26 protein-coding genes are annotated in these 26,858 nt (G+C 60.4%); 17 read left to right on the top strand and 9 right to left on the bottom strand.

Annotated elements, in window-relative coordinates; genetic code table 11:
* Positions 1–18: 18 nt before the first annotated feature.
* From AC1DRN_RS00240 to AC1DRN_RS00230, 3 genes are read left to right on the top strand one after another with little or no spacing between them, the layout of a single operon-like run.
* Positions 19–1,161 carry an ABC transporter ATP-binding protein gene (locus AC1DRN_RS00240; RefSeq protein WP_223456574.1) on the top strand — a complete coding sequence of 381 codons (1,143 nt, stop codon included), beginning with the start codon at positions 19–21 and terminating at the stop codon, positions 1,159–1,161.
* A gap of 35 nt (positions 1,162–1,196) precedes the next feature.
* Complete coding sequence (locus AC1DRN_RS00235; protein ID WP_191622238.1) at positions 1,197–2,078, top strand: ABC transporter permease subunit; 882 nt, start codon at positions 1,197–1,199, stop codon at positions 2,076–2,078.
* Positions 2,075–2,965, top strand: a complete 891-nt coding sequence (locus tag AC1DRN_RS00230) for an ABC transporter permease subunit (RefSeq protein ID WP_223456576.1) — start codon at positions 2,075–2,077, stop codon at positions 2,963–2,965. Before AC1DRN_RS00235 ends, AC1DRN_RS00230 begins: the two co-directional genes overlap by 4 nt.
* An 82-nt stretch (positions 2,966–3,047) precedes the next feature.
* Here the strand turns inward: AC1DRN_RS00230 and AC1DRN_RS00225 are convergent, their stop codons facing one another.
* On the bottom strand, positions 3,048–3,689 hold the full coding sequence (locus AC1DRN_RS00225; protein WP_223456578.1) for an HD domain-containing protein: 642 nt from the start codon (positions 3,687–3,689) through the stop codon (positions 3,048–3,050).
* 291 nt (positions 3,690–3,980) lie between these two features.
* On the opposite strand from AC1DRN_RS00225, the gene AC1DRN_RS00220 reads away from it, so the two are divergent.
* On the top strand, positions 3,981–4,946 hold the full coding sequence (locus AC1DRN_RS00220) for a GlxA family transcriptional regulator (protein ID WP_223456581.1): 966 nt from the start codon (positions 3,981–3,983) through the stop codon (positions 4,944–4,946).
* 145 nt (positions 4,947–5,091) lie between these two features.
* Here AC1DRN_RS00220 and AC1DRN_RS00215 read toward each other — a convergent pair whose 3' ends face one another.
* Together AC1DRN_RS00215 and AC1DRN_RS00210 are read right to left on the bottom strand one after the other, a co-directional pair.
* The gene (locus AC1DRN_RS00215; protein ID WP_223456583.1) at positions 5,092–7,491 is read right to left on the bottom strand and encodes a penicillin acylase family protein; all 2,400 of its coding nucleotides are present in this window, start codon (positions 7,489–7,491) and stop codon (positions 5,092–5,094) included.
* Positions 7,492–7,594: 103 nt separating this feature from the next.
* Positions 7,595–8,176 (bottom strand): DUF6436 domain-containing protein, encoded by a 582-nt coding sequence (locus AC1DRN_RS00210; RefSeq protein ID WP_223456585.1) that lies wholly within the window; start codon positions 8,174–8,176, stop codon positions 7,595–7,597.
* Between the two features lie 96 nt (positions 8,177–8,272).
* Here AC1DRN_RS00210 and bipL point away from each other — a divergent pair, with 96 nt between their 5' ends.
* Positions 8,273–9,220: a phospholipase BipL gene (gene bipL, locus AC1DRN_RS00205; RefSeq protein WP_223456588.1), complete on the top strand. Its 948-nt coding sequence runs from the start codon at positions 8,273–8,275 to the stop codon at positions 9,218–9,220.
* A gap of 145 nt (positions 9,221–9,365) precedes the next feature.
* Here bipL and AC1DRN_RS00200 read toward each other — a convergent pair whose 3' ends face one another.
* Positions 9,366–10,118 (bottom strand): DUF2059 domain-containing protein, encoded by a 753-nt coding sequence (locus tag AC1DRN_RS00200; protein WP_223456590.1) that lies wholly within the window; start codon positions 10,116–10,118, stop codon positions 9,366–9,368.
* 108 nt (positions 10,119–10,226) lie between these two features.
* On the opposite strand from AC1DRN_RS00200, the gene AC1DRN_RS00195 reads away from it, so the two are divergent.
* Positions 10,227–10,859: a 2OG-Fe(II) oxygenase gene (locus AC1DRN_RS00195; protein ID WP_223456592.1), complete on the top strand. Its 633-nt coding sequence runs from the start codon at positions 10,227–10,229 to the stop codon at positions 10,857–10,859.
* Positions 10,860–10,861: 2 nt separating this feature from the next.
* Positions 10,862–11,347 (top strand): 2-thiouracil desulfurase family protein, encoded by a 486-nt coding sequence (locus tag AC1DRN_RS00190; protein ID WP_223456594.1) that lies wholly within the window; start codon positions 10,862–10,864, stop codon positions 11,345–11,347.
* Between the two features lie 139 nt (positions 11,348–11,486).
* On the opposite strand, the gene AC1DRN_RS00185 is transcribed toward AC1DRN_RS00190, so the two are convergent.
* Positions 11,487–12,071 (bottom strand): transporter substrate-binding domain-containing protein, encoded by a 585-nt coding sequence (locus AC1DRN_RS00185; protein WP_223456597.1) that lies wholly within the window; start codon positions 12,069–12,071, stop codon positions 11,487–11,489.
* A 135-nt stretch (positions 12,072–12,206) separates the two neighbouring features.
* On the opposite strand from AC1DRN_RS00185, the gene AC1DRN_RS00180 reads away from it, so the two are divergent.
* Entirely contained in the window at positions 12,207–12,632 is a 426-nt protein-coding gene (locus tag AC1DRN_RS00180) for a DUF4399 domain-containing protein (RefSeq protein ID WP_223456599.1), read from the top strand.
* A 54-nt stretch (positions 12,633–12,686) separates the two neighbouring features.
* Here AC1DRN_RS00180 and serA read toward each other — a convergent pair whose 3' ends face one another.
* Entirely contained in the window at positions 12,687–13,916 is a 1,230-nt protein-coding gene (serA, locus tag AC1DRN_RS00175; RefSeq protein WP_477786595.1) for a phosphoglycerate dehydrogenase, read from the bottom strand.
* Positions 13,917–14,120: 204 nt separating this feature from the next.
* Between serA and AC1DRN_RS00170 the strand changes: the two genes are divergently transcribed.
* The 4 genes from AC1DRN_RS00170 (at position 14,121) to AC1DRN_RS00155 (ending at position 18,374) form a co-directional block, all read left to right on the top strand.
* Entirely contained in the window at positions 14,121–15,515 is a 1,395-nt protein-coding gene (locus AC1DRN_RS00170) for an FAD-binding oxidoreductase (RefSeq protein WP_223456603.1), read from the top strand.
* Between the two features lie 39 nt (positions 15,516–15,554).
* Positions 15,555–16,220: a fumarylacetoacetate hydrolase family protein gene (locus AC1DRN_RS00165; protein WP_223456605.1), complete on the top strand. Its 666-nt coding sequence runs from the start codon at positions 15,555–15,557 to the stop codon at positions 16,218–16,220.
* A gap of 202 nt (positions 16,221–16,422) precedes the next feature.
* The gene (locus tag AC1DRN_RS00160) at positions 16,423–17,349 is read left to right on the top strand and encodes an SdiA-regulated domain-containing protein (protein ID WP_223456607.1); all 927 of its coding nucleotides are present in this window, start codon (positions 16,423–16,425) and stop codon (positions 17,347–17,349) included.
* A 107-nt stretch (positions 17,350–17,456) separates the two neighbouring features.
* Positions 17,457–18,374: an SdiA-regulated domain-containing protein gene (locus AC1DRN_RS00155; protein WP_223456609.1), complete on the top strand. Its 918-nt coding sequence runs from the start codon at positions 17,457–17,459 to the stop codon at positions 18,372–18,374.
* A 146-nt stretch (positions 18,375–18,520) separates the two neighbouring features.
* On the opposite strand, the gene rpiA is transcribed toward AC1DRN_RS00155, so the two are convergent.
* Positions 18,521–19,195 carry a ribose-5-phosphate isomerase RpiA gene (gene rpiA / locus AC1DRN_RS00150; protein ID WP_223456611.1) on the bottom strand — a complete coding sequence of 225 codons (675 nt, stop codon included), beginning with the start codon at positions 19,193–19,195 and terminating at the stop codon, positions 18,521–18,523.
* Between the two features lie 145 nt (positions 19,196–19,340).
* Between rpiA and ilvA the strand changes: the two genes are divergently transcribed.
* Together ilvA and AC1DRN_RS00140 are read left to right on the top strand one after the other, a co-directional pair.
* Entirely contained in the window at positions 19,341–20,855 is a 1,515-nt protein-coding gene (gene ilvA / locus AC1DRN_RS00145) for a threonine ammonia-lyase, biosynthetic (protein WP_223456613.1), read from the top strand.
* 39 nt (positions 20,856–20,894) lie between these two features.
* Positions 20,895–21,320 (top strand): DUF2269 domain-containing protein, encoded by a 426-nt coding sequence (locus tag AC1DRN_RS00140; RefSeq protein ID WP_223456615.1) that lies wholly within the window; start codon positions 20,895–20,897, stop codon positions 21,318–21,320.
* A gap of 120 nt (positions 21,321–21,440) precedes the next feature.
* Here AC1DRN_RS00140 and AC1DRN_RS00135 read toward each other — a convergent pair whose 3' ends face one another.
* Positions 21,441–22,097: a histidinol-phosphatase gene (locus tag AC1DRN_RS00135; RefSeq protein WP_223456617.1), complete on the bottom strand. Its 657-nt coding sequence runs from the start codon at positions 22,095–22,097 to the stop codon at positions 21,441–21,443.
* 143 nt (positions 22,098–22,240) lie between these two features.
* Between AC1DRN_RS00135 and AC1DRN_RS00130 the strand changes: the two genes are divergently transcribed.
* Positions 22,241–22,720 carry an RNA pyrophosphohydrolase gene (locus AC1DRN_RS00130; RefSeq protein ID WP_003229203.1) on the top strand — a complete coding sequence of 160 codons (480 nt, stop codon included), beginning with the start codon at positions 22,241–22,243 and terminating at the stop codon, positions 22,718–22,720.
* A gap of 22 nt (positions 22,721–22,742) precedes the next feature.
* Positions 22,743–25,022, top strand: coding sequence for a phosphoenolpyruvate--protein phosphotransferase (gene ptsP, locus AC1DRN_RS00125; RefSeq protein WP_223456619.1), 2,280 nt, complete (start codon positions 22,743–22,745; stop codon positions 25,020–25,022).
* Between the two features lie 131 nt (positions 25,023–25,153).
* Here ptsP and AC1DRN_RS00120 read toward each other — a convergent pair whose 3' ends face one another.
* Complete coding sequence (locus tag AC1DRN_RS00120; protein WP_223456621.1) at positions 25,154–25,900, bottom strand: NRDE family protein; 747 nt, start codon at positions 25,898–25,900, stop codon at positions 25,154–25,156.
* A 133-nt stretch (positions 25,901–26,033) separates the two neighbouring features.
* On the opposite strand from AC1DRN_RS00120, the gene AC1DRN_RS00115 reads away from it, so the two are divergent.
* A complete protein-coding gene (locus tag AC1DRN_RS00115) occupies positions 26,034–26,816 on the top strand; it encodes a sulfite exporter TauE/SafE family protein (protein WP_218431789.1) in 783 nt (260 codons plus the stop codon).
* Positions 26,817–26,858: the final 42 nt, after the last annotated feature.

The raw sequence follows: 26,858 nt of genomic DNA, 5'->3' as shown, positions 1-26,858 counted from the left end.
TTTCTGGGAGTTTCGTAAATGGCAGTTGCCTCCGGCGCCTATAAGAAAGCCCTCGAGGGCGACCAGTCACCTAAACAGGTACTGGTCAAAATCGACCGGGTCACGAAGAAGTTCGACGAGACGATTGCCGTGGACGATGTGTCCCTGGAAATCAAGAAAGGCGAAATTTTCGCCCTGCTCGGCGGTTCGGGATCGGGCAAATCCACGTTGCTGCGCATGCTCGCAGGTTTCGAACGGCCCACGGAGGGGCGCATTTTCCTCGATGGCGTAGACATCACTGACATGCCGCCCTACGAGCGGCCAATCAACATGATGTTCCAGTCCTACGCCCTGTTTCCGCACATGACTGTGGCGCAGAACATTGCCTTCGGCCTCAAGCAGGACAAGTTGTCGGCCGCTGAAATCGATGCACGGGTGGCGGACATGCTCAAGCTGGTACAGATGAGCCAGTACGCCAAGCGCAAGCCGCATCAGTTGTCCGGCGGGCAGCGTCAGCGCGTGGCCCTGGCCCGTTCCCTGGCCAAGCGTCCGAAATTGCTGCTGCTCGACGAACCGATGGGCGCCCTGGACAAGAAGCTGCGTTCGCAAATGCAGCTGGAGCTGGTGGAGATCATCGAGCGCGTCGGCGTAACTTGCGTGATGGTGACCCACGACCAGGAAGAGGCCATGACCATGGCCGAGCGCATCGCGATCATGCACCTGGGCTGGATCGCCCAGATCGGCAGCCCGATCGACATCTACGAAACCCCGACCAGCCGCCTGGTCTGCGAATTCATCGGCAACGTGAACATCTTCGAAGGCGAAGTGATCGACGACGCCGAAGGCCACGCGATCATTACCTGCAAGGACCTGGATCGTCAGATCTATGTCGGCCACGGCATCAGCACTTCGGTGCAGGACAAGTCGGTTACCTACGCGATACGTCCGGAAAAACTGCTGGTCACCGCCAACATGCCGACCTGCCAGTACAACTGGTCCAGCGGCAAGGTGCACGACATCGCCTACCTCGGCGGCCATTCGGTGTTCTACGTCGAACTGCCAAGCGGCAAGCTGGTGCAGTCGTTCGTGGCCAACGCCGAGCGTCGCGGGCAGCGTCCGACCTGGGGTGATCAGGTCTACGTGTACTGGGAAGACGACAGCGGCGTGGTACTTCGCTCATGAACATGCGCAAACTCAAACGCCGTCTCAATCGAATAATTCCCGGTGGCCGTCAGATGGTCATCGGAGTTCCTTTCATCTGGCTGTTCCTGTTCTTCATGCTGCCGTTCTTCATTGTTCTGAAGATCAGCTTCGCCGAAGCGGACGTCGCCATTCCGCCGTACACCGAAATCTACAGCTACGCCGAGCAGAAGCTGCAGTTGCTGCTTAACCTGGGCAACTACGCAATGCTGGCCGGTGACGAGCTGTACATCGCCGCTTACCTCGGCTCGTTGAAGATGGCGCTTTTCAGCACCATCCTCTGCCTGCTGATCGGCTACCCGATGGCCTACGGCATCTCCGTTGCCCGCAAGGAAGTGCAGACGGTGCTGGTGCTGCTGATCATGATGCCGACCTGGACCGCGATCCTGATCCGCGTTTATGCGTGGATGGGCATCCTCAGCAACAACGGCCTGCTCAATGGTTTCCTGATGAGCATGGGCTGGATCGACGAACCGCTGCAGATCCTCAACACCAACCTGGCGGTCTACATCGGCGTAGTCTATTCCTACCTGCCGTTCATGATCCTGCCGTTGTACGCCAACCTGGTGAAGCACGACCAGAGCCTGCTGGAAGCCGCGTCGGACCTGGGTTCGAGCACCTTCAACAGCTTCTGGAAAATCACCGTGCCGCTGTCGAAAAACGGCATCATCGCAGGCTGCATGCTGGTGTTCATCCCGGTGGTGGGCGAGTTCGTGATCCCGGAACTGCTGGGCGGTCCGGAAACCCTGATGATCGGTAAAGTGCTCTGGCAGGAGTTCTTCAACAACCGTGACTGGCCGGTGGCGTCTGCCCTGGCGGTGGTGATGCTGGCGATCCTGATTGTGCCGATCATTCTGTTCAACCGTAGTCAGGCCAAAGAAATGGAGGGCAAGGAATGAAGCGCTTCCGTTTCTCAAGTTTCATGCTGGTAGCGGGTTTGCTATTCATCTACGCGCCGATGCTGATCCTGGTGATCTACTCGTTCAACGCCTCCAAACTGGTAACGGTGTGGGGCGGCTGGTCGGTCAAGTGGTACGTCGGCTTGCTCGACAACAGCCAGTTGATGGGCTCGGTGGTGCGCTCGCTGGAAATCGCCTGCTACACGGCGGTGGCGGCGGTGGCACTGGGTACATTGGCGGCGTTCGTCCTGACGCGCATTACGCGCTTCAAGGGCCGCACCCTGTTCGGTGGCCTGGTCACCGCGCCACTGGTCATGCCTGAGGTGATCACCGGTCTGTCGCTGTTGCTGCTGTTCGTGGCCATGGCGCAGATGATCGGCTGGCCGCAGGAGCGCGGCATCGTCACCATCTGGATCGCCCACACCACGTTCTGTGCGGCCTATGTGGCGGTGGTGGTCTCGGCGCGTTTGCGCGAGCTGGACCTGTCCATCGAAGAGGCGGCCATGGACCTGGGCGCGAAACCGTGGAAGGTGTTCTTCCTGATCACCATCCCGATGATCGCCCCATCGCTGGCGGCGGGCGGCATGATGTCGTTCGCCCTGTCGCTGGATGACCTGGTGCTGGCGAGCTTCGTGTCCGGCCCGGGTTCCACGACCCTGCCGATGGAAGTGTTCTCGGCGGTGCGTCTGGGGGTGAAGCCCGAGATCAACGCCGTGGCCAGCCTGATCCTGCTGGCCGTGTCGATCGTGACCTTCATGGTCTGGTTCTTCAGCCGTCGCGCCGAAGAAAGCCGCAAGCGTGCGATCCAGCAAGCGATCGAGGAAGCGGCAGCCGACTCGTGGAAGCAACCGGACGTGCGTCGCGCACAGGCACCGGAAGCGGCTTGAGCCCGAATTGGGTAGACCACATTTGAGTGGTCTACCCAAATCCAATGTGGGAGCAAGCTCGCTCCCACAGGTTCTTCTGCAGTCAGGAAGTCCAAGGGGATTTACGGATGACCTCGACGAAGTTCATCGGCTTGAACCCCGGCTCCTGATCCACCAGCACATCGGTCTTCACATTGCCGAACGTGGTCTGCGGACGATGGCGCAAGCCGTCGGCAAACGCGCAGATGATGCACTCCTTGAATCCCTCGCCCCGTGGATGCGCATGCACCACCGCTTCGCGCTGCACGGAGGAGAACGCCGCGTAGTCCATGCCCAGCACGTCCATCTCGACGCCGGCCGTTACCAGCGCCACGGTGGGCCGCAAGTGCTGAGGCACGCCCGGCGTGGTGTGCAGGGCAATCGATAGCCAGACCTGTTCGATATCGTCATCGCTCAATCCGTACGGCTTGAGAAATGCGGCTGCCGCGTTGGCTCCATCGACTTCGAAGCGTTCGTTGTCACTGCGATGACCTTGCACCAGGCCCAGGTCATGGAACATCGCGCCGACGTACAGCAACTCCGGGTTGTAGGCCAATCGCTTGCGCTCACCGCTCAGTGCACCGAACAGGAAGACCCGGCGCGAGTGGTGGTAGAGCAGGTCCGACTCGATGTCACGGATGTATTCGGTGGTGGCCTTGGCCAGCGCGCTGTCCGGGATCCTGATGCCGGCGATGGTGCTGCTCATTGAGTTGTCCTCGTCGTGATGAGGGTTCCAGTCTGTTCCGGCCCCCGAAACCGGACAATCGATCCATGGCTGCGATCCCGGCCAATGAGCGTGCATATCGCGCCAACCTCGCTTGTTGCTTGTGGATTGGCTAGGGTGCATGCAGACCCTGTAGGAGCGAGCCTGCTCGCGATGGACGTCAACGATGACGGGGGCTGCCTGGATTTACGCGGCGCTCTCACGTTCATCGCGAGCAGGCTCGCTCCTACAGGTGTGCGTTGCCATTCAATGCCATCAGAGGCGTTTTGAACCATGAGTAAAACCGTAGCCATTGTGGTGTTCGCCGGCGTTCAGTCTCTGGATGTCACCGGCCCCATGGATGTGTTTTCCGAGGCCAATCGTTTCCTCGCCCCGCAGGATCACTACCGGCTGGAAGTGATCGGCGTCGAGCACGGAATGATGGCGTGCTCCAACGGTCTGGCGCTCAATGCCCATCGGCATTTCAGCGAAGCGCTGGAGGCTTATGACCTGTTGCTGGTGGCTGGCGGGCCGCAGTTGCCGTTCATGAGTTTCGGCGCGGCATTCGACACCTGGCTACGCAGTGCATGCGGGCGGGCGCAACGGTTTGGCTCGATCTGCAACGGCGCGTTCATGCTCGCCCGGGCGGGGTTGCTGGAAGATCGCACGGTCACTACCCACTGGAATGATGCGTCGTCGCTGGCAATTTTGTGCCCGTCGACCCGGGTTGAAGCGGATCGCCTTTACGTAGAGGACGGGGAGCTGTTCACCTCGGCGGGGGTCACTGCGGGCATCGATCTGTCCCTGTACCTGCTGGGCCGGGATCACGGGCCGGAAGTGGCGCTGAATGTCGCCAAGCGGCTGGTGGTGTTCACCCAGCGTTCGGGCGGGCAATCGCAGTTCAGCCCGTTTCTTACACCCCACGCCGAACCGGATTCGGCGGTGGCAATGGTCCAGCATTACGTGCTGGCCAACCTGACGGGCGACCTGACCATCGCCGACCTGGCCAATGCCGCCAATATGAGCGCACGCAACTTCTCCCGGGTGTTCGCCAGGGAAGCGAAAATCACCCCGGCCGAGTTTGTCGAGCGTGCACGGGTCGATGCGGCGCGGGTGATGCTCGAAAGCACCCGCGCGCCGCTCAAGACTGTGGCCTATCAATGCGGCTTTCGCAATGCCCAGCACATGCGCAGTGTGTTTAATCGCAGATTGGGGGTGACGCCGCAGCAGTTCAGGCTGAATTTTGCGGCGATGGTTTGAACTGAATTTGTGGGTGCCTTCCAGGGCCCCATCGCGAGCAAGCTCGCTCCCACAGGTTTTTCTGTTGTTCACAAAATTTGTGCTCAACAAAGATCCCTGTGGGAGCGAGCTTGCTCGCGATGGGGCCAGCCCGGCCAGCAAAAATCTACGGTACAGCCCGCGCCGGCAACAGCTTCAAGGTGCTGCGCGTATTGGCCGTGACTTCTTCGTCATTAAGATGCGCCTGGAAGTACATCCCCTCGATGTAGGCCTCGGCCTGATCATCATAGTGACTGTCGAACAGTACGCCGCTCTGGCCGACCGGGTTGACGGTCAGGCTGTGGGCCGGGTCGGCGAAGTCGATCAGGCGCCGGGTCGAAGGGCCGTAGGTGACAGGCCACGGAGCCGGGCCGATCTTCGCCGAGAGGTTGTTCGGCACTTCATGGGTGCCGGGTGCGGCGAAGGGGCCGACGTTGAAGATCAGGTCCAGCGGCTTTTGCTGCCCCAGCGGATGGCCATGGGTCAATGTGTGCGCCTTGCCCCACTGCCATTGCGCGAAGTCTGCACCGAGGGTGGTCTTGAGGTGCGCGATGCTGGCTTGCCAGGCCGCCTTGACCGTATCGGCACGGGTTTCCTTGCCGAGTGTGCCGCGGTTGTCCCACCACGGCGAATCGGCGCTGGCGGCCAGGCGGGGTAACGCGGCGTCGATCACCCGGGTCGAGAGCAGCGTCTCGAAGAAGTCGTTGCCCAGCTCATCGCGCATCGTCGCGTCAGCCAGGTTGAACAGGAACTGGTTGAACAGCGTGGCGCTGGTGGAGTCGAGCGGGTAATCGCCTTTCCACAGGGCCAGTTGCTCCACCAGTTTGAGTTCGGCGGGATCGCTCACCACTTCGCGCAACACCGGCAACAGCGGTGCCAACAGGCGCGGGCCATAGGCGGTGGTGGTGCCCAGTTGCAGCTGCTGGCTGTTTTCCAGGTTCCATTTGACGGCTTTGTCGCTGAGTTGGCGATTGAGCTGCTGGCCACGATCGGCAAGGTTGTAGTAGCCGGGAATTTCCATGCCGGTCGGCGATAGCGGCTGAAAGTTGGCCGAAACAATGTAGCCGCGCGCCGGGTTTTCTTCCTGGGGGTTGGCCGAGAACGGGTAGAAGCCGTCCTTGTCCGCCTCGGCGGTGCTGCCGTCGAGGATGAACCACGGACGTACGCCCGCCGGACGTTTAGGCAATTGCGCCGCCGCCCACCAGCCGATGTCACCCTTGGTATTGGCCCAGACAACGTTCAGGCCTGGCGCCTGGATTTTTGCCGCGGCACCACGGGCCTTGGCCAGGGTGTCGGCGCGATTGAGCTGGTAGAAGCCCTCCAGAATCGGATTCTGGCTTTCGAGAAACGCCCACCAAATGGCAATCGGCGTCTTGCCGACGCCGTTGCTCAGGGCATCGTTGACGATCGGGCCGTGGGGTGACTGGCGCAGCACCAGCGTGACCGGTGCCTGGCCCTTGACCGCGATCTGCTGCTCGCTGGTCGTCATGTCCACCCACTTGCCGCGATACCAGACCTGATTGGGGTTGTCCGGGTTGACCTTCTCGGCGATCAGGTCGAGGTCGTCGTTCTGGAACATGGTGATGCTCCAGCCGAAGTCGTGGTTCATGCCCAGGGAGGCGAACGGCATCAAGGCCTGATAGTGGCCGTAGAGTTCAAAGCCCGGAGCCGAGAGTTGCGCTTCGTACCACACCGACGGCGCGGAAAAACGGATATGCGGATCACCCGCCAGCAGCGGCTTGCCGCTTTGGGTCCGGCTGCCTGCGACGACCCAGGCGTTGCTGCCCTCGAACTGTGGCAGGCCGTTGTCGGCCAAGGCTTGTTCGCTCAGGCGGGCGAGGGCATTGAGGTCTTTCCAGTCGGCGCTGGCCAGGGAGGGTGCGGTCCCGTTGAGCACGCCTTTTGGCTGCCAGTCGAGATCGAAGATGTTCAGGTATCCGGGCCCCAGTTGATCGCGCACGAATGTCAGCAAGGGTTCGGTACGAAATGCGGCTGCAAAACTGTAGGCCATGTACCCGGCGATGCTGATGGTGTCCTGGGCCGTGAATGGACGTTTTGGAATGCCCAGCACGTCGAACTCCACGGGTTTTGCGTGACTGTCCTGATACTGGTTGATGCCGTCCAGATAGGCTTGCATGGCAATGAAGGCGGGCGACTGCTTGTCGAGATTCGCGAAGTAGGTTTCGGCGCGTTCGCGAATGCGCAGGCTGCGCATCAGTTTGTCGGTGTCGAGCAGTTTTGGCCCGAGCACTTCGGCCAATTCGCCACGGGCCAGGCGACGCAAGACTTCCATCTGGAACAGGCGGTCCTGGGCATGCACGTAGCCGAGGGCGCGGTACAGGTCGGTTTCGTTTTCGGCGTGGATGTGCGGGACGCCGCGCTCGTCGTAGCGCACGGTGACGGAGCCTTGCAGGTGTTGCAGTTCCACCATGCCCTGGCGTGACGGCTGCTTGCTGTAGAGGTACCCGCCGGCCCCGGCGGCCAGCACGACGATCAGCAGAGCGAGAGCGGTCAGGCTGCGTTTCATGGCGACTCCTTGTTGTTATTGTGATTCCTGGCGCCACTGTGTAACACGGCGCGCCGATATGGCGCATCGCCCGTAGGAGGGATTCGTATTACCAGGTCTTTGCCTACTTCGCTGGATCGACAGGCCACGGGCAGTAACAACCCACAGCCAATGTGTGCGTGGCACTCACTGCACGGCCTTCATCCAGCGCTTGCAGGATGGGTTCGATAAAACTGTTGCTCGAATTGCAGGTCAGGCCTTCGCTGTAGGGGCCGAAGTACGCCAGTTTGCCGCTGCGATCCCAGATCGCCACGGCCGGGCTGGCGGGGATCTGTTCGGAACCGGGCAGGATGTCGATGGTTTTGAGGCTGCTCAGGGTGCCCGGCAATTGGCCGTGGCTACCGGGTTTTTGCACGACATAGAATTCCACGCCATGGGGTACGTAGCGCTCGACCAGTTCGGTCAGGTGTTGTTGATTGCCGACATTGCACGGGCAGGCCGGGTCCCAGAAATGCACCAGGCGGATGGCGCCAGGGCCGGCGAGGGACTCGGGAAGGCGCAGCGGATCCCCCGAAAACATCGCCGTGTGCTCGCTGAACGCCCGCAGGTAACGCCCCTGGAACCAGTTGTAGGCCGCCCACAACATGCCGGCACACACCACGGCGAGCAGGCAGGCAAACAGGGTGGCGCGATAGGGCGAGCGCATCGGTTCAGTCCTCGAAGGTCGGCTAGCTTGCCATGCTTGCCGCGACAGAAGAATATCGCAGGCCTATAAAGTCCGTTTCACGTTCTGGAATCGTCCATGCCGGCTACTTTCGACCCTGATCTTCTACGCGCCAGCTTGCTGCCTCTGGCAGCCGGGCAGCCGTTGTCAGCACAGGCGCAGGCTTACCGGCGGTTCTACGGGCTGGATTTTGCGCAGCGTCAGGTGCGCAGTGGCCTTGGGCGGTTCGAGGTCGATGGTTATGAGCTGGTCAGCCAGTTCTGGTGGCCCGAGCGGGCGAAGGCGACGCTGTTTGTCATCCACGGTTTCTACGATCACACCGGGCTCTACCGGCATGTGATCGAGTGGGCGCTGGACCAGGGCTTTGCGGTGATTGCCTGCGACTTGCCGGGGCACGGCTTGTCCAGTGGCGAACGGGCGAGCATCAAGGACTTCGCCGAGTATCAGGACGCGTTGCAAGGGTTGTTCGGCGAGGCACAATCCCTCGACTTGCCGCAACCGTGGCACCTGTGTGGGCAGAGTACCGGCGGGGCGATCGTGATCGATCATGTGTTGAATGCGGGGGTGAGCAGCCCGGCGCAGGGTCAGGTGATTCTGCTGTCGCCGCTGGTGCGGCCGCGGGCGTGGGGTTGGTCGCAACTGAGTTACTACCTGCTCAAGCCTTTCGTCAAAGCCATCGCCCGGCGTTTCAGCGAGAACTCCAACGACCCGGCGTTTTTGCCGTTCCTGCAAGCAGATCCGTTGCAGCCGCTGCGCCTGCCGACAGCCTGGGTGGGCGCATTGGCACGCTGGATCAAGCGTATCGAAGCCGCACCCGCGAGCACGCGGCGGCCGCTGATCGTGCAGGGCCAGGCCGACATGACAGTGGATTGGGAGCACAACCTGGACGTTTTGCGGGGCAAGTTTGATCGGCCGCAGGTGCTGATGCTGCCCGAGGCACGGCATCATCTGGCGAATGAAACGTTGGTGATGCGGCAGGAGTATTTCGGGTTTTTGACCAGGCGGATCAAAGGGCACAATCTCTAGTGTCTGTTTTGGCCCCATCGCGAGCAAGCTCGCTCCCACAGGTTTTGCGGTGATCACAAATTTGTGGGGGGCGACTCAAAACACTGTGGGAGCGAGCTTGCTCCGGGCGGCGTTCCGACGATAGCGGTCTATAAGTTGGTGAGGATCACTGGGTCAGGTTCGAATTGCTCTGCCCCACCGCCAACCCCGCCCGAATTGCCGCTAGCGCCGCTTGATAATAAGCCTGGCCTTCCGCCGATTCGGCAAAGGTCGCGAACTCTTCCAGATCGTCGTCCGACAGGTCGCGATAGACATACAACAGCGTGTTGTTGAGGTCGCTGCCGATCTGGTCCATCAGGCGCTGACGTTGTCCGTTCAGCATGCCCTGTGCCTGACCGGCACCGAGCAGCCCGGGAATCATCGAGCTCAAGCTATCGGCGGCGACGCCAGCAATCGCCAGGCTGACTTCCGCGCCGGCCTCGCGTGCGGGCAGGGCTTGTGCCAAATGGCCGATGATCAGCATGCGGCTGTCGCTGGCCTGCATTTTCGGCAGACCCTTGGCGTTTTTTGCCAGTTGGTCGCGACGGGTCGCCAGTAGCTCGGCGGCGACGATTTTCTTGCCCAGGGGCGATTGGAAAAACGTCAGCGCGGGTTTGGGGTTGGCGAGGTTCTTGCGCAATTGCGCTTCGGCGCGCCGGTCCATGGCCTGGGCGGAAAATCGCTGATTGCTGTTATTGACCAGTGCCTGAAACACCGCTGGAGGCAGGCTGCCCTGATAGCGTTGCTGAGCAGCCGAGAGGGCGTCGCTGAAATGCGCGCGTTGTTCCGGCCAGCCGGCGACCTTGTACAACTGGTCGTGGCTGTCTGCCCAGGCGGGCAATACGCAGAACATCAGCAGTGATAAAAGCAAACGGCGCATAGGGACTCCAGTCAGCAGGCGACTATTCTCCGTGCGGCATCCGTACTTGTCGAGAATTCGTATCAGTCCGCTGCGCGGCTCTGTCGGATTTCCGGGTACAGGAATACTATGCGCGGCATGCAAATATCCTCTGATCACCCGCTGCTGTTACGAATCGTCGACGATCTGGCCGAGCACGGTTGGTCGCAGCAGAATATTTTCCTGCCTCTGGATCTGACCCAGGCGCTGGCGGCCGAGTGTCGCAAGCGTGCTGTCGAGGGTGAGCTGGCTCCGGCCGCCGTGGGTCGTGGGCCGTCATCGGAGATCCGCGAAGGGATTCGTGGCGACCATATCCAGTGGATCGACCCCGGCCAGGCCGAGGCTTGCGACAGCTACCTGAACTTGATGGACAGCCTGCGCGAGGCGATCAATCGCGGTCTGTTTCTCGGCCTGGAGGATTTCGAAAGCCATTTTGCGATGTACCCGCCCGGTGCCTTTTACTTGAAGCATGTCGACCGCTTTCGCGATGACGACCGGCGCATGGTTTCGGCGGTGGTTTACCTCAATGACGGTTGGCTTCCCGAGCACGGCGGCCAATTGCGCATGTACCTCGACAATGATCGCGTCCAAGACGTGCAACCTATCGGCGGCTGCCTGGTGGTGTTTCTCTCCGCAGAGGTTCCCCACGAAGTCCTGCCCGCGACCCGGGATCGCCTGTCGCTGACCGGCTGGTTCCGCCGGCGCGGTAACGAGCCGTTCTGATCATGCAGAAAATTCTCGTCAGTCGCTGCCTGTTGGGCCACCGGGTTCGTTACGACGGCGGGGCCAGCGGGCCGTTCGATCCGCTTGCGCAGTGGCTTGATGAAGGTCGGGTCGTACCCTTGTGCCCAGAGGTCGCCGGCGGCTTGCCGACGCCACGGGCAGCGGCGGAAATTCCGGGCGGGCAGGGCGCGCAAGTGCTCGACGGCCAGGCGCTGGTGATCACTACCGAGGGCGAGGATGTCAGTGCGCAGTTTTTGTCGGGGGCGTATCARGCACTTGAGCTGGTCCGCAAACATGGCATCCGCATCGCCATCCTCAAGGCCAACAGCCCGTCCTGCGGCAATCTGCTGACCTATGACGGGACATTCAGTGGTGTGAAGGTCAGTGGCGAGGGCGTGACGGCGGCGTTGCTCAGGCGCCATGGGGTGCAGGTGTTCAGTGAGCTGGAGTTGTCGCAAGTGGCGCTGACGTTGGCAGCACTCGATTAACGAGCGACACAAGACACTGTGGGAGCGAGCTTGCTCGCGATGAGGCCAGCCCAGTCAACATTGATGTTGAATGTCAGGCCGCCATCGCGAGCAGGCTCGCTCCTACAGGATCAGCTTTCACTTCAGACCTGCAACAACCTCAAGGCTTCGGCACTTCGCCCGCATCCGCCCCCAACCACTTCTGCTCCAGCGCTTGCAGTCGCCCGTCATCCTTGATCCGCTGCAACGCGTTTTCCAGGCTGGCATGGAACGCCGGATTACCTTTCTGAAACGGAATCGCCAGGCTCACGGCCGGGTTGGTTTTAGGCTTTTCTTCTGTCAGCGACTGCACCAGCAGAATGGAGCGCGGTTCTTCTTTTTGCGCGATCAACTGCGCATGGGTTTGAACGTAAGGTTCGCTGAAGTCGAAACGATCCTGGAGGTCCGGGGTCACTGCTATGTGGTTGATGGCGATGTCGTATTTGCCACTTTCGACGCCAGTCAGCAGATCGCTGCCGTCGGTGACGACAAAGTCGGCCCGGACATCGAGTTCACTTGCCAGCAGTTGGCCCAGTTCGACTTCGAAACCGGTGAGTTTGTCGTCATCCTTGAAATTGAATGGCGGGGTGTTGGCTTCAACGGCAATGCGCAATTCGCCGCGGTCGTTGACGTCATCTATCAATTCGGCGTGAGCCAAAGGGCTCAAAAGGGGTAGCAGGCAGATCAGGCCAGGCAGAAAGCGCATGGTCACTCCTTTGAATTTTTATCGCGGACCCTCTGATTCAGGCTCGCTTTGCTATGGTTGTCGAGTGCCTTCGACAACGAATGGCCATGAAGTTGTCATGGTCACGCGAATTTTACGGAAAAACTGGAGAAGAGAATGAAAACCTTTAAGTCACGTGCTGCTTTGGCTGGCCTGTTGATGGGTGTTTCGGTGCTGGCCAGTGCTGCAACGCCGGCTCCGAAAGGCGCCGAAGTGTCCATTGTTTCTCCCAAGGACGGTGCGACGATTCCACAGACCGTCGTCGTCAAGTTCGCGGTCGAGAACATTGCCTTGGCACCGGCGGGCGATACCACCAAGAACACCGGTCATCACCACGTGCTGATCGACGTCGATGAGCTGCCAGCCGCCGGTGCGCCGATCCCCAAGGATGCCAACCACCTGCATTTCGGCGGTGCGCAGACCCAGGCTGAAATAACGCTCACGCCAGGCAAACATACCCTGCAGCTTGAACTGGGCGATAGCAACCACATGCCGTTCGAGCCACCGATCGTTTCCGAGAAGATTACCGTCAATGTGAAATAAAAAAGGGAGCCCCTTCGCAGGGGCTCCCTTTTTTACAGTTGCAAGCTTCAAGCTTTAGAACAACACCCGGCTACGGATGGTGCCGTTGACGTGTTGCAGCTTCTCTTGCGCCAGGTCCGAGTACTCGGCGTCGACGTCGATTACCACATAGCCGACCTTCTCGTTGGTCYGCAGGAACTGACCGGAGATGTTGATGCCGTTTTCGGCGAAGACCTTGTTGATCTCGCTCATCACACCCGGGATGTTCTCGTGGATGTGCAGCAGGCGGTGCTTGCCAGGGTGAGCCGGCAGGGCCACTTCCGGGAAGTTCACGGACGATACCGAAGTACCGTTGTCGCTGTACTTGACCAGTTTTTCCGCCACTTCCAGACCGATGTTGGCCTGGGCTTCAGCGGTGGAACCACCGATGTGCGGAGTCAGGATCACGTTGTCCAGGCCACGCAGCGGGCTTTCGAACTCTTCGTCGTTGGAGCGTGGCTCCACCGGGAACACGTCGATGGCTGCGCCGATCAGGTGCTTGTCCTTGATCGCGTCCGCCAGGGCGTCCAGTTCGACCACGGTGCCGCGGGCGGCGTTGATCAGGATGCCGCCTTTCTTGATCGCGCGGATTTCTTTCTCGCCCATCATCCACTGGGTGGCGGCGGTTTCCGGTACGTGCAGCGAAACGATGTCGGACATCGCCAGCAGCTCGTGCAGCTTGCCTACCTGAGTAGCGTTACCCAATGGCAGCTTGGTGATGGTGTCGTAAAAGTACACCTGCATCCCCAGGCCTTCCGCCAGGACCGACAGTTGAGTACCGATCGAGCCGTAACCGACGATGCCCAGCTTCTTGCCGCGGATTTCGAAGGAGTTGGCTGCGCTCTTGATCCAGCCGCCACGGTGGCAGGAAGCGTTCTTCTCAGGGATGCCGCGCAACAGCAGGATCGCTTCGGCCAGCACCAGCTCCGCAACGGAACGGGTGTTGGAGTACGGCGCGTTGAACACTGCGATGCCGCGTTCGCGGGCAGCGTCCAGGTCGACCTGGTTGGTGCCGATGCAGAAACACCCTACAGCCACGAGCTTCTTCGCGTGATCGAAGATCTCTTCGGTCAGTTGAGTGCGGGAGCGAATGCCGATGAAGTGAGCATCAGCGATCTTTTCCTTGAGCTGGGCTTCCGGCAGAGAACCTGTGAGGTACTCGATGCTGGTGTAGCCCGCCGCCTTGAGGACGTCGACAGCCGATTGGTGGACGCCTTCGAGAAGAAGGAACTTGATCTTGCTCTTATCGAGAGAAGTCTTGCTCATCTGCGTAAACCTGTATCCCGGAGAAAAATGGCAGGAGATAGCCAGCAGACGCTGACCCGGACGGCACGACAGCCGTCACCGCAGAACAGCCCTTGGGCACTATCCTGCGGGGTCGGTATGCTAGCATATGCGCCCCGCTAAACACTCATTCCTGCGACGTGAAGCGTTCTCAGGATGACCATGAATTGTTCGAGAGTTCTGTCGATGACCAATCCTGCCCTGATTGATGAGCTGAAGACACTGGTTGAGCCTGGCAAGGTGCTGACCGATGCCGACTCCCTGAATGCTTACGGAAAGGATTGGACCAAGCATTTCGCCCCGGCCCCGACCGCCATCGTGTTCCCCAAAACCACCGAGCAGGTCCAGGCCATTGTCCTGTGGGCCAATAAACACAAGGTGGCGCTGGTGCCGTCCGGCGGTCGTACCGGGTTGTCCGCCGCTGCCGTGGCGGCCAATGGCGAAGTGGTCGTGTCCTTCGACTACATGAACCAGATCCTCGACGTGAACCTCACTGACCGCACCGCCGTTTGTCAGCCGGGCGTGGTTACCGAGCATCTGCAGAACGTGGCCGAAGAAAAAGGGCTGTACTACCCGGTAGACTTCGCTTCGGCAGGATCGAGCCAGATTGGCGGCAATATCGGCACCAATGCCGGCGGGATCAAGGTGATTCGCTACGGCATGACCCGTAACTGGGTTGCTGGCATGAAAGTGGTCACCGGCAAGGGCGACGTGCTGGAACTGAACCGCGACCTGATCAAGAACGCCACCGGCTACGACATGCGTCAGCTGTTCATTGGCGCCGAAGGCACCCTCGGTTTCGTGGTCGAAGCGACCATGCGCCTGGATCGCGCGCCGAAAAACCTCACCGCGATGGTCCTCGGTACCGCCGATTTCGACTCGATCATGCCGGTGCTGCACGCCTTCCAGAGCAAGCTTGACCTGACCGCCTTCGAATTCTTCTCCGACAAGGCCCTGGCCAAAGTCATGGGCCGTGGCGATGTCCCGGCGCCGTTCGAAACCGACTGCCCGTTCTACGCGCTGCTGGAATTCGAAGCGACCACCGAAGATGTAGCCAACCACGCCCTGGAAACCTTCGAGCACTGCGTCGAGCAGGGCTGGGTGCTGGACGGCGTGATGAGCCAGAGCGAAACCCAGCTGCAAAACCTGTGGAAACTGCGCGAATACATCTCCGAAACCATTTCCCACTGGACGCCGTACAAGAACGACATCTCGGTCACCGTGTCGAAAGTCCCGGCGTTCCTGAAGGAAATCGACGCGATCGTCGGCGAACACTACCCGGACTTCGAAATCGTCTGGTTCGGCCACATCGGCGACGGCAACCTGCACTTGAACATCCTCAAGCCGGATACCCTGAGCAAGGACGAGTTCTTCGCCAAGTGCGCCACCGTCAACAAGTGGGTGTTCGAAACCGTCGAGAAGTACAACGGTTCGATTTCCGCCGAGCATGGCGTGGGCATGACCAAGCGTGACTACTTGACCTACAGCCGCTCCCCGGTCGAGATCGAGTACATGAAAGCGGTCAAGGCAGTGTTCGACCCGAACGGCATCATGAACCCGGGCAAGATCTTCGCGGTTTGATCTGCAATTTTTAAGCATCCATGAAGGCAGGAGTCGGTAATGAGCTATCAGCACCAGTATGTCGACGGTACGCGTATTCATTTCCCGTTGGGGAAAGTGGTGTGCATCGGCCGTAACTACGCCGAACACGCCAAGGAACTGGATAACCCGGTACCGACCGAGCCACTGCTGTTCATCAAGCCAGGCAGTTGTGTTGTGCCGCTGGAAGGCGGTTTCAGCATTCCGACCGAGCGCGGCTCGGTGCATTACGAAGCGGAAATCGCGGTCTTGATCGGCAAGCCGTTGTCGACCAGGCCGAGCCGTGAAGAAGTGCTCGACGCCATCTCCGGTTTCGCCCCGGCCCTGGACCTGACCCTGCGCGACAAGCAGGCCGAGCTGAAATCCAAGGGCCTGCCCTGGGAAATCGCCAAGTCCTTCGACGGTGCGGCAGTGATTGCTCCGTTTGTGTCCGGCAGCACGTTTGCCGATCTGACCGACATCGGCATTCGCCTGACCATCAACGGTGAAGTGCGCCAGGACGGCAACAGCAGTGCAATGCTCAACCCGATCGTGCCGATGATCCAGCACATGGCCGGCTGCTTCTCGTTGCAAGCCGGTGATGTGATTCTGACTGGCACACCAGTGGGCGTCGGTCCGCTGAATGTCGGTGATGAGATCGTTCTGGAGCTGCCGGGCGCGAGCCGCTTCATCAGCAGCGTCCGCTAGTCCAGGCACTGCCAAACCCTGTGGGAGCAAGCTCGCTCCCACAGTAGTATTTGGTGGGTTGAAGTCCAGATTCCACACAGCTCCACCCTGTCATTTCCCGTTTTTTTCACATCCGGTCTGGATAATTTCAGGGCTGTTGGCCTCTGAGCCGACCCTAAATTGTGCTATTACCCCTAGCCTGAATTTCTGGAACGCATCCCTGATGGCCACTCCTCCGCTTTCCACGTTGAAACCTGCCCGCCGCTCACGCTTCGCCCTGCGTTGGCAAATCTGGCTACTGCTGGTGGTCGTTGTCGCCTACGGCGTTGCATTTGCCATGCACTGGGATGCGCGGGGCGTGCTCTGGGTGAAAGAGCAATTGAAAAGCCCGGCCGAGCGTCAGGCGAGCATCTGGCTTCCGGACTACCGGGCGGTGATCGATGCCAAGCCGTTGCCGGGCATGGAGAAGGACGAAGCATCGGACCTGGCCTACGACCCCCAGACCAAGACCCTGTTTTCGGTCATGGGCAAGAACCCGTTTCTGGTCGAGTTGAACTTGCAGGGCGATGTGCTGCGCAAAATGCCGTTGGTCGGCTGGAGCAACCCTGAGGGCGTCACCGTGCTGGGCGACGGCCGACTGGCGATTGTCGATGAGCGCGAGCACCTGATAGCCATCGTCAAGGTCGATGCCGATACCCGCGAGCTGAACATCGCCGACTTCCCGAAATACGACCTCGGGCCTTCCAAAGATCAGAACAAGGCTTTCGAGGGGGTCACCTGGGATTCGCATAATCAGCAACTGGTGCTGGGCGAAGAGCGCCCGCCGGCATTGTTTACCTGGAAAGGTGACGGCCAGGTCCTGACCGGCGACAAGCTGAAACTGGCCAGTCATGCACTGGACATGCGCAACCTGTCGGCACTGGCCATCGACCCGCGGACTGGCCACATGCTGGTGCTGTCCGCCGAATCGCACCTGTTGCTGGAGCTGGACAAGAAGGGTGAGCAGGTCAGTTTCATTACTTTGCTGCGTGGCTTCAACGGCCTGAAAAATACCATTCCCCGTGCCGAAGGCGTGGCCATGGATGAAGCGGGCACGCTGTACATGGTGAGTGAGCCGAACCTGTTCTATCGCTTCGAAAAACAGAAGTAACCAGCGCCAGCGCTGATTGTCTGTACGTAAAAGGCCAGCGGCCATTAAGCTGCAGTTCAGACAGGCGTGATATTTCATCCGCCTGTATTGACCCTGAGCCCACCCGAATGCGTCGATTTGCCCGCCTCAAATCCCTGATTCTGATCCTGTCGATGGTCTCGCTGATCGCCTTGATTGCGCTCGGCCAATACCAGCGCCTGTTCGAGCGTGCCTGGTTCAATCTGCATACGCTGTGGCAACCGGTGAGTTCCCGATCCATGGGGCTGGACCAATATCAGGTCGTGACCGAGGCGCAGGTGATTGATGGCCAGGTTGAAAACGTTTCAGCATTGACCTACGACCCGGTGCGCAAAAGCCTGTTCACCGTTACCAATAAGCGAAGCGAGTTGATCGAGTTGTCCCTCGACGGCAGGATCTTGCGCCGTGTGGCACTGGTCGGTTTCGGGGATCCGGAGGCGGTGGAGTTCATCAGCGAGAACACCTACGTGGTCACTGACGAAAGCCAGCAGCGGCTGATCAAGATTCGTCTGGAGCAGGGCACCACCTTCGTCGATGCGGCAGACGCCGAGCAGATGACCGTTGGCGTACACATGGGCGACAACAAGGGCTTCGAGGGTTTGGCTTACGATTCGGTGGGCAAGCGCCTGTTCGTCGCCAAGGAGCGCGACCCGATGCTGATCTACGAGGTGTACGGTTTTCCGCGATTCAATCCTGAAGAATCCTGGTCGGTGCACGTAGTCAACGACCCCAAGCGTGATGCCGGGATGTTTGTGCGGGACCTGTCGGGTTTGCAATACGACGAGCGCAGCGGGCATTTGTTGGCGCTGTCCGATGAGTCCCGGTTGATTCTGGAACTGGATGTGGACGGGCGTCCGTTGAGCACGATGTCCCTGAGCAAGAGACAACAGGGTCTGCAAAAAGCCGTGCCGCAAGCGGAGGGGATCGCCATGGACGACGACGGTACGCTGTACCTCGTCAGCGAGCCAAACCTGTTTTACGTTTTCAAGAAACCCACGCAACTCTAACCAACACCACAAAACACTGTGGGAGCGAGCTTGCTCGCGATAGCGGCGTATCAGTCAAAATAGATTTCAACTGGCCGTCAGCAATCGCGAGCAAGCTCGCTCCCACAGGTTTTTTCATCTGCCCACAAAAATGTGGACGGTCTTAGTTATTCAGCGCGCAGGGTTTTTACACCTTCGCTGGTACCCAGCAACAACAGATCCGCCGGACGCGCCGCGAACAAACCATTGGTGACCACGCCGACGATCGCATTGATCTGCGTCTCCAGCTCCACCGGATTGGTGATCTGCATGTTGAACACGTCAAGGATGATGTTGCCGTTGTCGGTCAGTACGCCTTCGCGGTAAACCGGGTCGCCGCCGAGCTTCACCAGCTCGCGGGCCACGTGGCTGCGGGCCATCGGGATCACTTCCACCGGCAACGGGAAAGTACCGAGGACCGGCACCAGTTTGCTGGCGTCGGCGATGCAGATGAAGGTCTTGGCCACGGCCGCGACAATCTTCTCGCGGGTCAGGGCGGCGCCACCGCCCTTGATCAGGTTCAGGTGCTCGTCGCTTTCATCGGCGCCGTCGACGTAGAACTCCAGGTCGCTGACGGTGTTCAGTTCGTACACCGGAATCCCGTGGCCCTTGAGGCGCGCGGCGGTGGCTTCGGAACTGGCGACGGCGCCGTCGAATGCGCCTTTGTGCCGGGCCAGGGCATCGATGAAGCAGTTGGCGGTGGAGCCGGTGCCGACCCCGACGATGCTCTTGTCGTCGAGTTTCGGAAGGATGAAGTCGACGGCGGCCTGAGCCACTGCCTGTTTGAGTTGATCCTGGTTCATGCGGGCTCCGGGGTGCCGAGGAGGGAACGAAAGGCCGGCATTATAGCCCCATGTCTGGCTAAAACCTCTGTATTCGTGTGGTCGTACAGTTGAAAGCCGGGTTAGACTCCATGGTCCTGCCCAACCCGCTCAGTGATGCTTTCCGATGCTTGAACAGTACGTCAAAAAGATCCTCACCTCGCGCGTTTATGACGTTGCCGTAGAAACCCCGTTGCAGTCTGCTCGCCAGCTCTCCGAGCGGCTGGGCAACAGCATTTGGCTCAAGCGCGAAGACTTGCAGCCGGTGTTCTCGTTCAAGATTCGCGGCGCCTACAACAAGTTGACCCAGTTGAGCGAAGAAGAGCGCGCTCGCGGCGTGGTCACCGCGTCGGCGGGCAACCATGCCCAAGGCCTGGCTCTGGCGGCGAAGGTGTTGGGCGTGAAAGCGACCATCGTCATGCCCAAGACCACCCCGGAGATCAAGGTCGAAGGCGTGCGCTCCCGTGGCGGCAAGGTGGTGCTGCACGGCGATTCGTTCCCGGAAGCCCTGGCTTACTCGCTGAAACTGGTCGACGAAAAAGGCTATGTCTACATTCACCCATACGACGATCCCCATACCATTGCCGGGCAGGGCACCGTGGCGATGGAAATTCTGCGCCAACACCCGCAACCACTGGACGCGATTTTCGTCCCGGTGGGCGGCGGCGGCCTGATTGCCGGCATCGCGGCGTACGTGAAGTATCTGCGCCCGGACATCAAGATCATCGGCGTCGAACCGGATGACTCCAATTGCCTGCAAGCCGCCATGGCGGCGGGCGAGCGTGTGGTGCTGCCGACCGTGGGCCTCTTCGCCGACGGCGTTGCGGTGGCCCAGATCGGTCAGCACACCTTCGACATCTGCAAAGACCATGTCGATGAGGTGATCACCGTCAGCACCGACGAAATCTGCGCCGCCATCAAGGATATCTACGACGATACCCGCTCGATCACCGAACCTGCAGGCGCCTTGGGCGTGGCCGGGATCAAGAAATATGTCGAGCAGCGCGGCGTCAGCGGCCAGACCTTCGTGGCCATCGACTCCGGGGCCAACGTCAACTTCGACCGCCTGCGCCACGTTGCCGAGCGTGCGGAGCTGGGCGAGGGCCGCGAAGCCATCATCGCCGTGACCATTCCCGAAAAGCCGGGCAGCTTCAAGGCGTTCTGCGAGGCTATCGGCAAGCGCCAGATCACCGAATTCAACTACCGCTACAACACCGGCAGCGAAGCGCACATCTTCGTCGGTGTGCAGACGCACCCGGAAAGCGACCCGCGCAGTGCGTTGATCGCCAGTCTGAGCGAGCAGGGTTTCCCGGTGCTGGACCTGACCGACAACGAACTGGCCAAGCTGCACATCCGTCATATGGTGGGTGGGCGTGCGGCGCATGTGGTCGATGAAGTGATTCTGCGTTTCGAGTTCCCGGAGCGTCCGGGCGCGCTGTTCAACTTCCTCAACAAGCTGGGCGGGCGCTGGAACATCTCGATGTTCCACTACCGCAACCATGGCGCGGCGGACGGCCGGGTAGTCGCGGGCCTGCAAGTGCCCCACGACGAGCGCCATTTGGTGCCGGCGGCGCTGGAAGAAATCGGCTACCCGTACTGGGACGAAAGCGACAACCCGGCCTATCAGCTGTTTCTTGGCTGAGGGGCTACGCTGATGGGCAGGCAATAAGGAAATCTGACAATGGAAACGTTAACTGCCCTGAAAACGGCGCACATGGTGGCAACTGTTGTACTGCTGGCTTGTGCGCTGGGTCTGGGCGTCTGGGTTTTGCTTGCGCGGCGCAAGGGTGATGCGACGGCGGGAAGCCGCACCCTGCAACGGCCACGTGTATTTGTCTGGTTGTTGATGGGGTTGGCGCTGCTGAGCATGCCGTTTACCGGCTGGTGGATGGTGCATCTGGTGGGCTGGCCATTGGGGCAGACCTGGTTGCTGGCGTCCAGTGTGCTGTACACCGTGGCGGCGCTGGCTTGGTTCTGGTTGCTGGTGCGGCTCGACAAACTGCGCAAGGCGCCGGAGAGCGCGGGTAAATTCACCTTTGCCTTGGCGTTGTTCGGTTTTGTCTGTTTTGTGGCCATTGCCGGTTTAATGGGGGCCAAGCCTGTTTAAGGCTTGAGACCGTGTCGCCCCCATCGCGAGCAAGCTCGCTCCCACAGAGTTTTCTGGTGTTCACTAAATCTGAATTCACTGAAGATCCCTGTGGGAGCGAGCTTGCTCGCGACAGCGGTTTCAGCCGCGCAGACTGATCACCGGCCAACCCCGCTTCTCGGCCTCGACCCGCAGATTCGGATCCGGATCGACCGCAACCGGATGGGTCACTTGCTCCAGCAACGGAAAATCATTCATCGAGTCGCTGTAGAAATAGCTGTCTTCCAGCGTATATCCGGTTTCTTCCAGCCACCGATTCAAGCGCGTCACCTTGCCTTCGCGGAAGCACGGCACATCGGTGCTGCGCCCGGTGTAGCGGCCGTCGACCATCTCGCATTCGGTGGCGATCAGGGTTTCGACGCCCAGGCGCTTGGCAATCGGCCCGGTGACGAAGCGGTTGGTCGCCGTGATGATCACCAGTTTGTCGCCGGCTGAACGGTGTTTGGCCAAAAGGTCGATGGCCTTGGGCAGCACGATCGGTTCGATGCAGTCACGCATGTAATCGCTGTGCCACTGATCCAGCGTGGCCATTTCGGTGCGGCCGAGAACTTCCAGGCAGAAGTTCAGGTAAGCGGCATTATCGAGTTTGCCGGCCAGGTAATCCTGGTAGAACGCATCGTTGCGAGCCTTGTAGGCGACGGCGTCGAGAAAGCCGCGCTCGCATAGGTAATCGCCCCAAGCGTGATCGCTGTCACCGCCCAGAAGGGTGTTGTCCAAATCGAATAAAGCCAGGCGCATCGCAGTTACCCGCTGAAAAGTCAGTAAAAAGGCGACAAGAATACGGTCTTTTCACAAGAGTGCACATAAGGTAGGAACCTTCGTTGCCGCCTTCACAACCTTTGTGGAACAATGCGGCGACATGCGTTTGCGAGGTTGTTGCCGTGATCGACCCCGATGGTTTTCGCCCCAATGTCGGGATCATTCTGACGAATGACGCCGGCCAGGTGCTATGGGCTCGCCGAATCAATCAGGATGCCTGGCAATTTCCGCAGGGGGGAATCAACCCCGAAGAGACGCCGGAAGACGCCTTGTACCGCGAGCTGAACGAAGAAGTGGGCCTTGAACGCGAAGATGTTGAAATTCTCGCCTGCACCCGGGGCTGGTTGCGCTATCGTTTGCCGCAACGTCTGGTACGTACCCACAGCCAGCCGCTGTGCATCGGCCAGAAGCAGAAATGGTTTCTCCTGCGCCTGATCTCCAACGAGCAGCGGGTGCGGATGGATTTGACCGGTAAACCGGAGTTCGATGGCTGGCGCTGGGTCAGCTATTGGTATCCGTTGGGCCAGGTGGTGACATTCAAGCGCGAGGTGTATCGACGCGCTCTCAAAGAGCTTGCCCCGCGCCTTTTAGCGCGCGACTGACGACGGAGTTCGACCCCGAGCCATGCTCAATACGCTGCGCAAGATCGTCCAGGAAGTTAACTCCGCCAAGGATCTCAAGGCGGCGTTGGGGATTATTGTGTTGCGCGTCAAAGAGGCCATGGGCAGTCAGGTCTGCTCGGTCTACCTGCTTGACCCTGAGACCAACCGCTTCGTGCTGATGGCCACCGAGGGCTTGAACAAGCGCTCGATCGGTAAAGTCAGCATGGCACCCAACGAAGGTCTGGTTGGCCTGGTCGGTACGCGCGAAGAACCCCTGAATCTCGAAAACGCTGCGGATCACCCGCGCTACCGCTACTTCGCCGAGACCGGTGAAGAGCGCTTCGCCTCATTCCTCGGGGCACCGATCATTCACCACCGCCGTGTTGTCGGCGTGTTGGTCATCCAGCAAAAAGAGCGCCGCCAGTTCGATGAAGGTGAAGAAGCCTTCCTCGTGACCATGAGCGCGCAGCTCGCCGGCGTTATCGCCCACGCCGAGGCCACCGGTTCGATCCGCGGCCTGGGCCGTCAGGGTAAAGGCATTCAGGAAGCCAAGTTCATCGGCGTGCCGGGTTCGCCGGGTGCGGCGGTCGGTACGGCGGTGGTCATGCTGCCGCCCGCCGATCTGGACGTGGTGCCGGACAAGAACATCACCGACATCGACGCCGAACTCGGTTTGTTCAAGACCGCCATTGAAGGCGTGCGCGCCGACATGCGCACCTTGTCCGCCAAACTCGCCACGCAGCTGCGCCCGGAAGAGCGGGCCTTGTTCGACGTCTACCTGATGATGCTCGACGATGCCGCGCTGGGCAGCGAAGTCACCACCGTGATCAAGACCGGGCAGTGGGCCCAGGGCGCTTTGCGCCAGGTGGTCACCGATCACGTCAACCGTTTCGAATTGATGGACGACGCCTACCTGCGCGAGCGGGCCTCGGACGTCAAGGACCTTGGTCGGCGATTGCTGGCTTACTTGCAGGAAGAGCGTCAGCAAACGCTGGTCTACCCCGACAACACCATTCTGGTCAGCGAAGAACTGACGCCGGCGATGCTCGGCGAGGTGCCGGAGGGCAAGCTGGTCGGCCTGGTGTCGGTGCTCGGCTCAGGCAACTCCCACGTCGCCATCCTCGCCCGCGCCATGGGCATTCCGACCGTGATGGGCCTGGTCGACCTGCCGTATTCCAAGGTCGACGGCATCCAGATGATCGTCGATGGCTACCACGGTGAGGTCTACACCAACCCGAGTGAAGTGCTGCGCAAGCAGTTCGCCGAGGTGGTCGAGGAAGAGAAACAACTGGCCCTCGGGCTCGATGCGCTGCGCGATCTGCCGTGCGTGACAGTCGATGGCCACCGCATGCCACTGTGGGTCAACACCGGTTTGCTGGCGGATGTGGCGCGGGCGCAGAAGCGCGGTGCCGAAGGCGTGGGCCTGTACCGCACCGAAGTGCCGTTCATGATCAACCAGCGTTTCCCGAGCGAAAAGGAACAGCTGGCGATCTACCGCGAACAACTGGCCGCGTTCCACCCGCAACCGGTGACCATGCGCAGCCTGGACATCGGCGGCGACAAGGCGCTGTCGTATTTCCCGATCAAGGAAGATAACCCGTTCCTTGGCTGGCGCGGCATTCGTGTCACCCTCGACCACCCGGAAATCTTCCTGGTGCAGACCCGCGCCATGCTCAAGGCCAGTGAAGGCTTGAATAATCTGCGCATCCTGCTGCCGATGATCTCTGGCACCCATGAGCTCGAAGAGGCCCTGCACCTGATTCACCGTGCCTGGGGTGAAGTACGCGATGAAGGCACCGACGTGCCGATGCCGCCGGTTGGCGTGATGATCGAGATTCCGGCAGCGGTGTATCAGACCAAGGAACTGGCGCGGCAAGTGGACTTCCTTTCGGTCGGTTCCAACGACCTGACCCAGTACCTGCTGGCCGTGGACCGCAACAACCCGCGGGTGGCCGACCTCTACGATTACCTGCACCCGGCAGTGCTTCAGGCGCTGCAGAATGTGGTGCGTGATGCCCATGCCGAAGGCAAGCCAGTGAGTATCTGCGGTGAAATGGCCGGTGATCCGGCGGCGGCCGTGCTGTTGATGGCGATGGGGTTCGACAGTCTGTCGATGAACGCCACCAACCTGCCGAAGGTGAAGTGGATGCTGCGCCAGATCAACCTGAGCAAGGCCAAGGAATTGCTTGCCGAACTGATGACCATCGACAACCCGCAAGTGATTCATAGCTCGTTGCAATTGGCGCTGAAGAACCTCGGGTTGGCGCGGATGATCAATCCGGCAGCGATCAAGCCCCTCTGAAACGCTGACGGCCCCATCGCGAGCAAGCTCGCTCCCACAGTGGGCTTGTGTAGGCTCACTGTTTTGTGAACAACACAAAACTCTGTGGGAGCGAGCTTGCTCGCGATGGGGCCAGTCCAGGTAACACAAAACTAAAGCCTGATCTCCACTTCCCCAAGATGCCCGCCATGCGGCCCGAAACTGTGTTCGACCATATGCCGCGCCCCATCCGCCTGCACAATCAACGCCGTACTCGCCCGCGTTCCATAACTCTGACTGGCAATGAACACGCTCGACAGCAACGTCTCGGTGGCCAGCCCCACTCCGGTATCCGGCAACTCGGCAAGCGGTGCGGTCTGCGCATCGCTCAATAACGCCAACAGCGCCTGAGGCTGCGGATCATCCAGCACCTCGCTCAACGCCGCCTTGGCCTTGAGCAACTTCGGCCACGGCGTATCCAGCCCGGCATTGGATAACCCGTAGATCCCCGGGGCCAACATCACCGCTGCTGGTTCCCGGGCGTTGAAGTGCCAGAGTTCATTGGCATTGCCGACCAACAGGTTAAAACCACCATATTCCTGCGAACGTTCGACAACGTCGGCTAAATAGTCGTCAATTGATATTTCCCCGGTTAGAAAACGCGCGACCAGCTCCCCACGAGATTTTCGCCCTGGTGGTCGATTGGGATCTCGGATATTGGTCAGCGCCGCAAAACGTCCGTTGGCACCGACACCGAGCCAGGTGCCACCGGCCTCGAGGTCGCGCCCCGCATGTACGTGCGGCGCTTCGGGCCATGGCGCCAGAGGCAGGCTGGGGCGGGCGTAGAACTCATCGCGATTGGCCGCCACGACCAGCGGCTGGGCATGACCCGGACGCCAGGCAAAAACAATCAGGCACATAAGGCTGTCCTTGTGTGTTTTTTGCTCACTCTACGCAGACATCGCTCATCGATCCATCGCCTTGCGCAGTGGAGCTTGAGGCCATGCATCCGTTACCATGCCGCTCCGGTTTTGGGATGCGGGCGAGACAACCATGGAATTTCTGCTCTATCTGGCGCTCGGCGCCTGTGCAGGTGTACTCGCCGGGCTGTTTGGCGTGGGCGGCGGGATCATCATCGTCCCGGTGCTGGTGTTCAGCTTCAAGGCCCAAGGGTTCGATCCGTCGATCCTCACGCACCTGGCAGTGGGCACCTCCCTGGCGACGATCATCTTTACCTCGGTCAACGCGGTACGTGAGCATCACCGCCGTGGAGCCGTGCGTTGGCCGATCTTCATGTGGATGACCGTCGGCATTCTGGTCGGTGCCGGATTCGGCGCGCTGACGGCGGAAGCGATTTCCGGCCCTAACCTGCAGAAACTCATTGGTGTGTTTGCCCTGGTGATCGCCGCTCAGTTGGCGCTGGAGGTTAAACCCAAGGCCAGCCGAACCGTGCCGGGCAAACTCGGTCTGACCGTGGCCGGTAGCGCGATTGGCTGGGCTTCGGCGATTTTCGGCATTGGTGGAGGTTCGCTGACCGTGCCATTCCTGACCTGGCGCAGTGTGCCGATGCAGCAAGCCGTGGCTACTTCGTCGGCCTGCGGTCTGCCGATTGCCCTGGCCAGTGCATTAAGTTTCATGATTCTGGGCTGGCACGATCCGTTGCTCCCGGCCCATAGTCTCGGTTTCATTTATTTGCCGGCGTTGCTGGGCATTGCCCTGACCAGCATGGTGTTCGCCCGCTTGGGCGCGCGATTGGCTCACAGGTTGTCGCCAAAGTTGCTGAAACGGCTGTTTGCCGCTTTGCTGTTCTGCGTCGGTCTGAACTTCCTGCTCTGACCGGCAGCGCAATCCTGGCTTAATCCTGAGGTGGCAGCGTCG

It is taken from the genome of Pseudomonas sp. P5_B3 (assembly GCF_056400405.1).
This window is presented reverse-complemented; position numbering and strand designations above follow the sequence as displayed.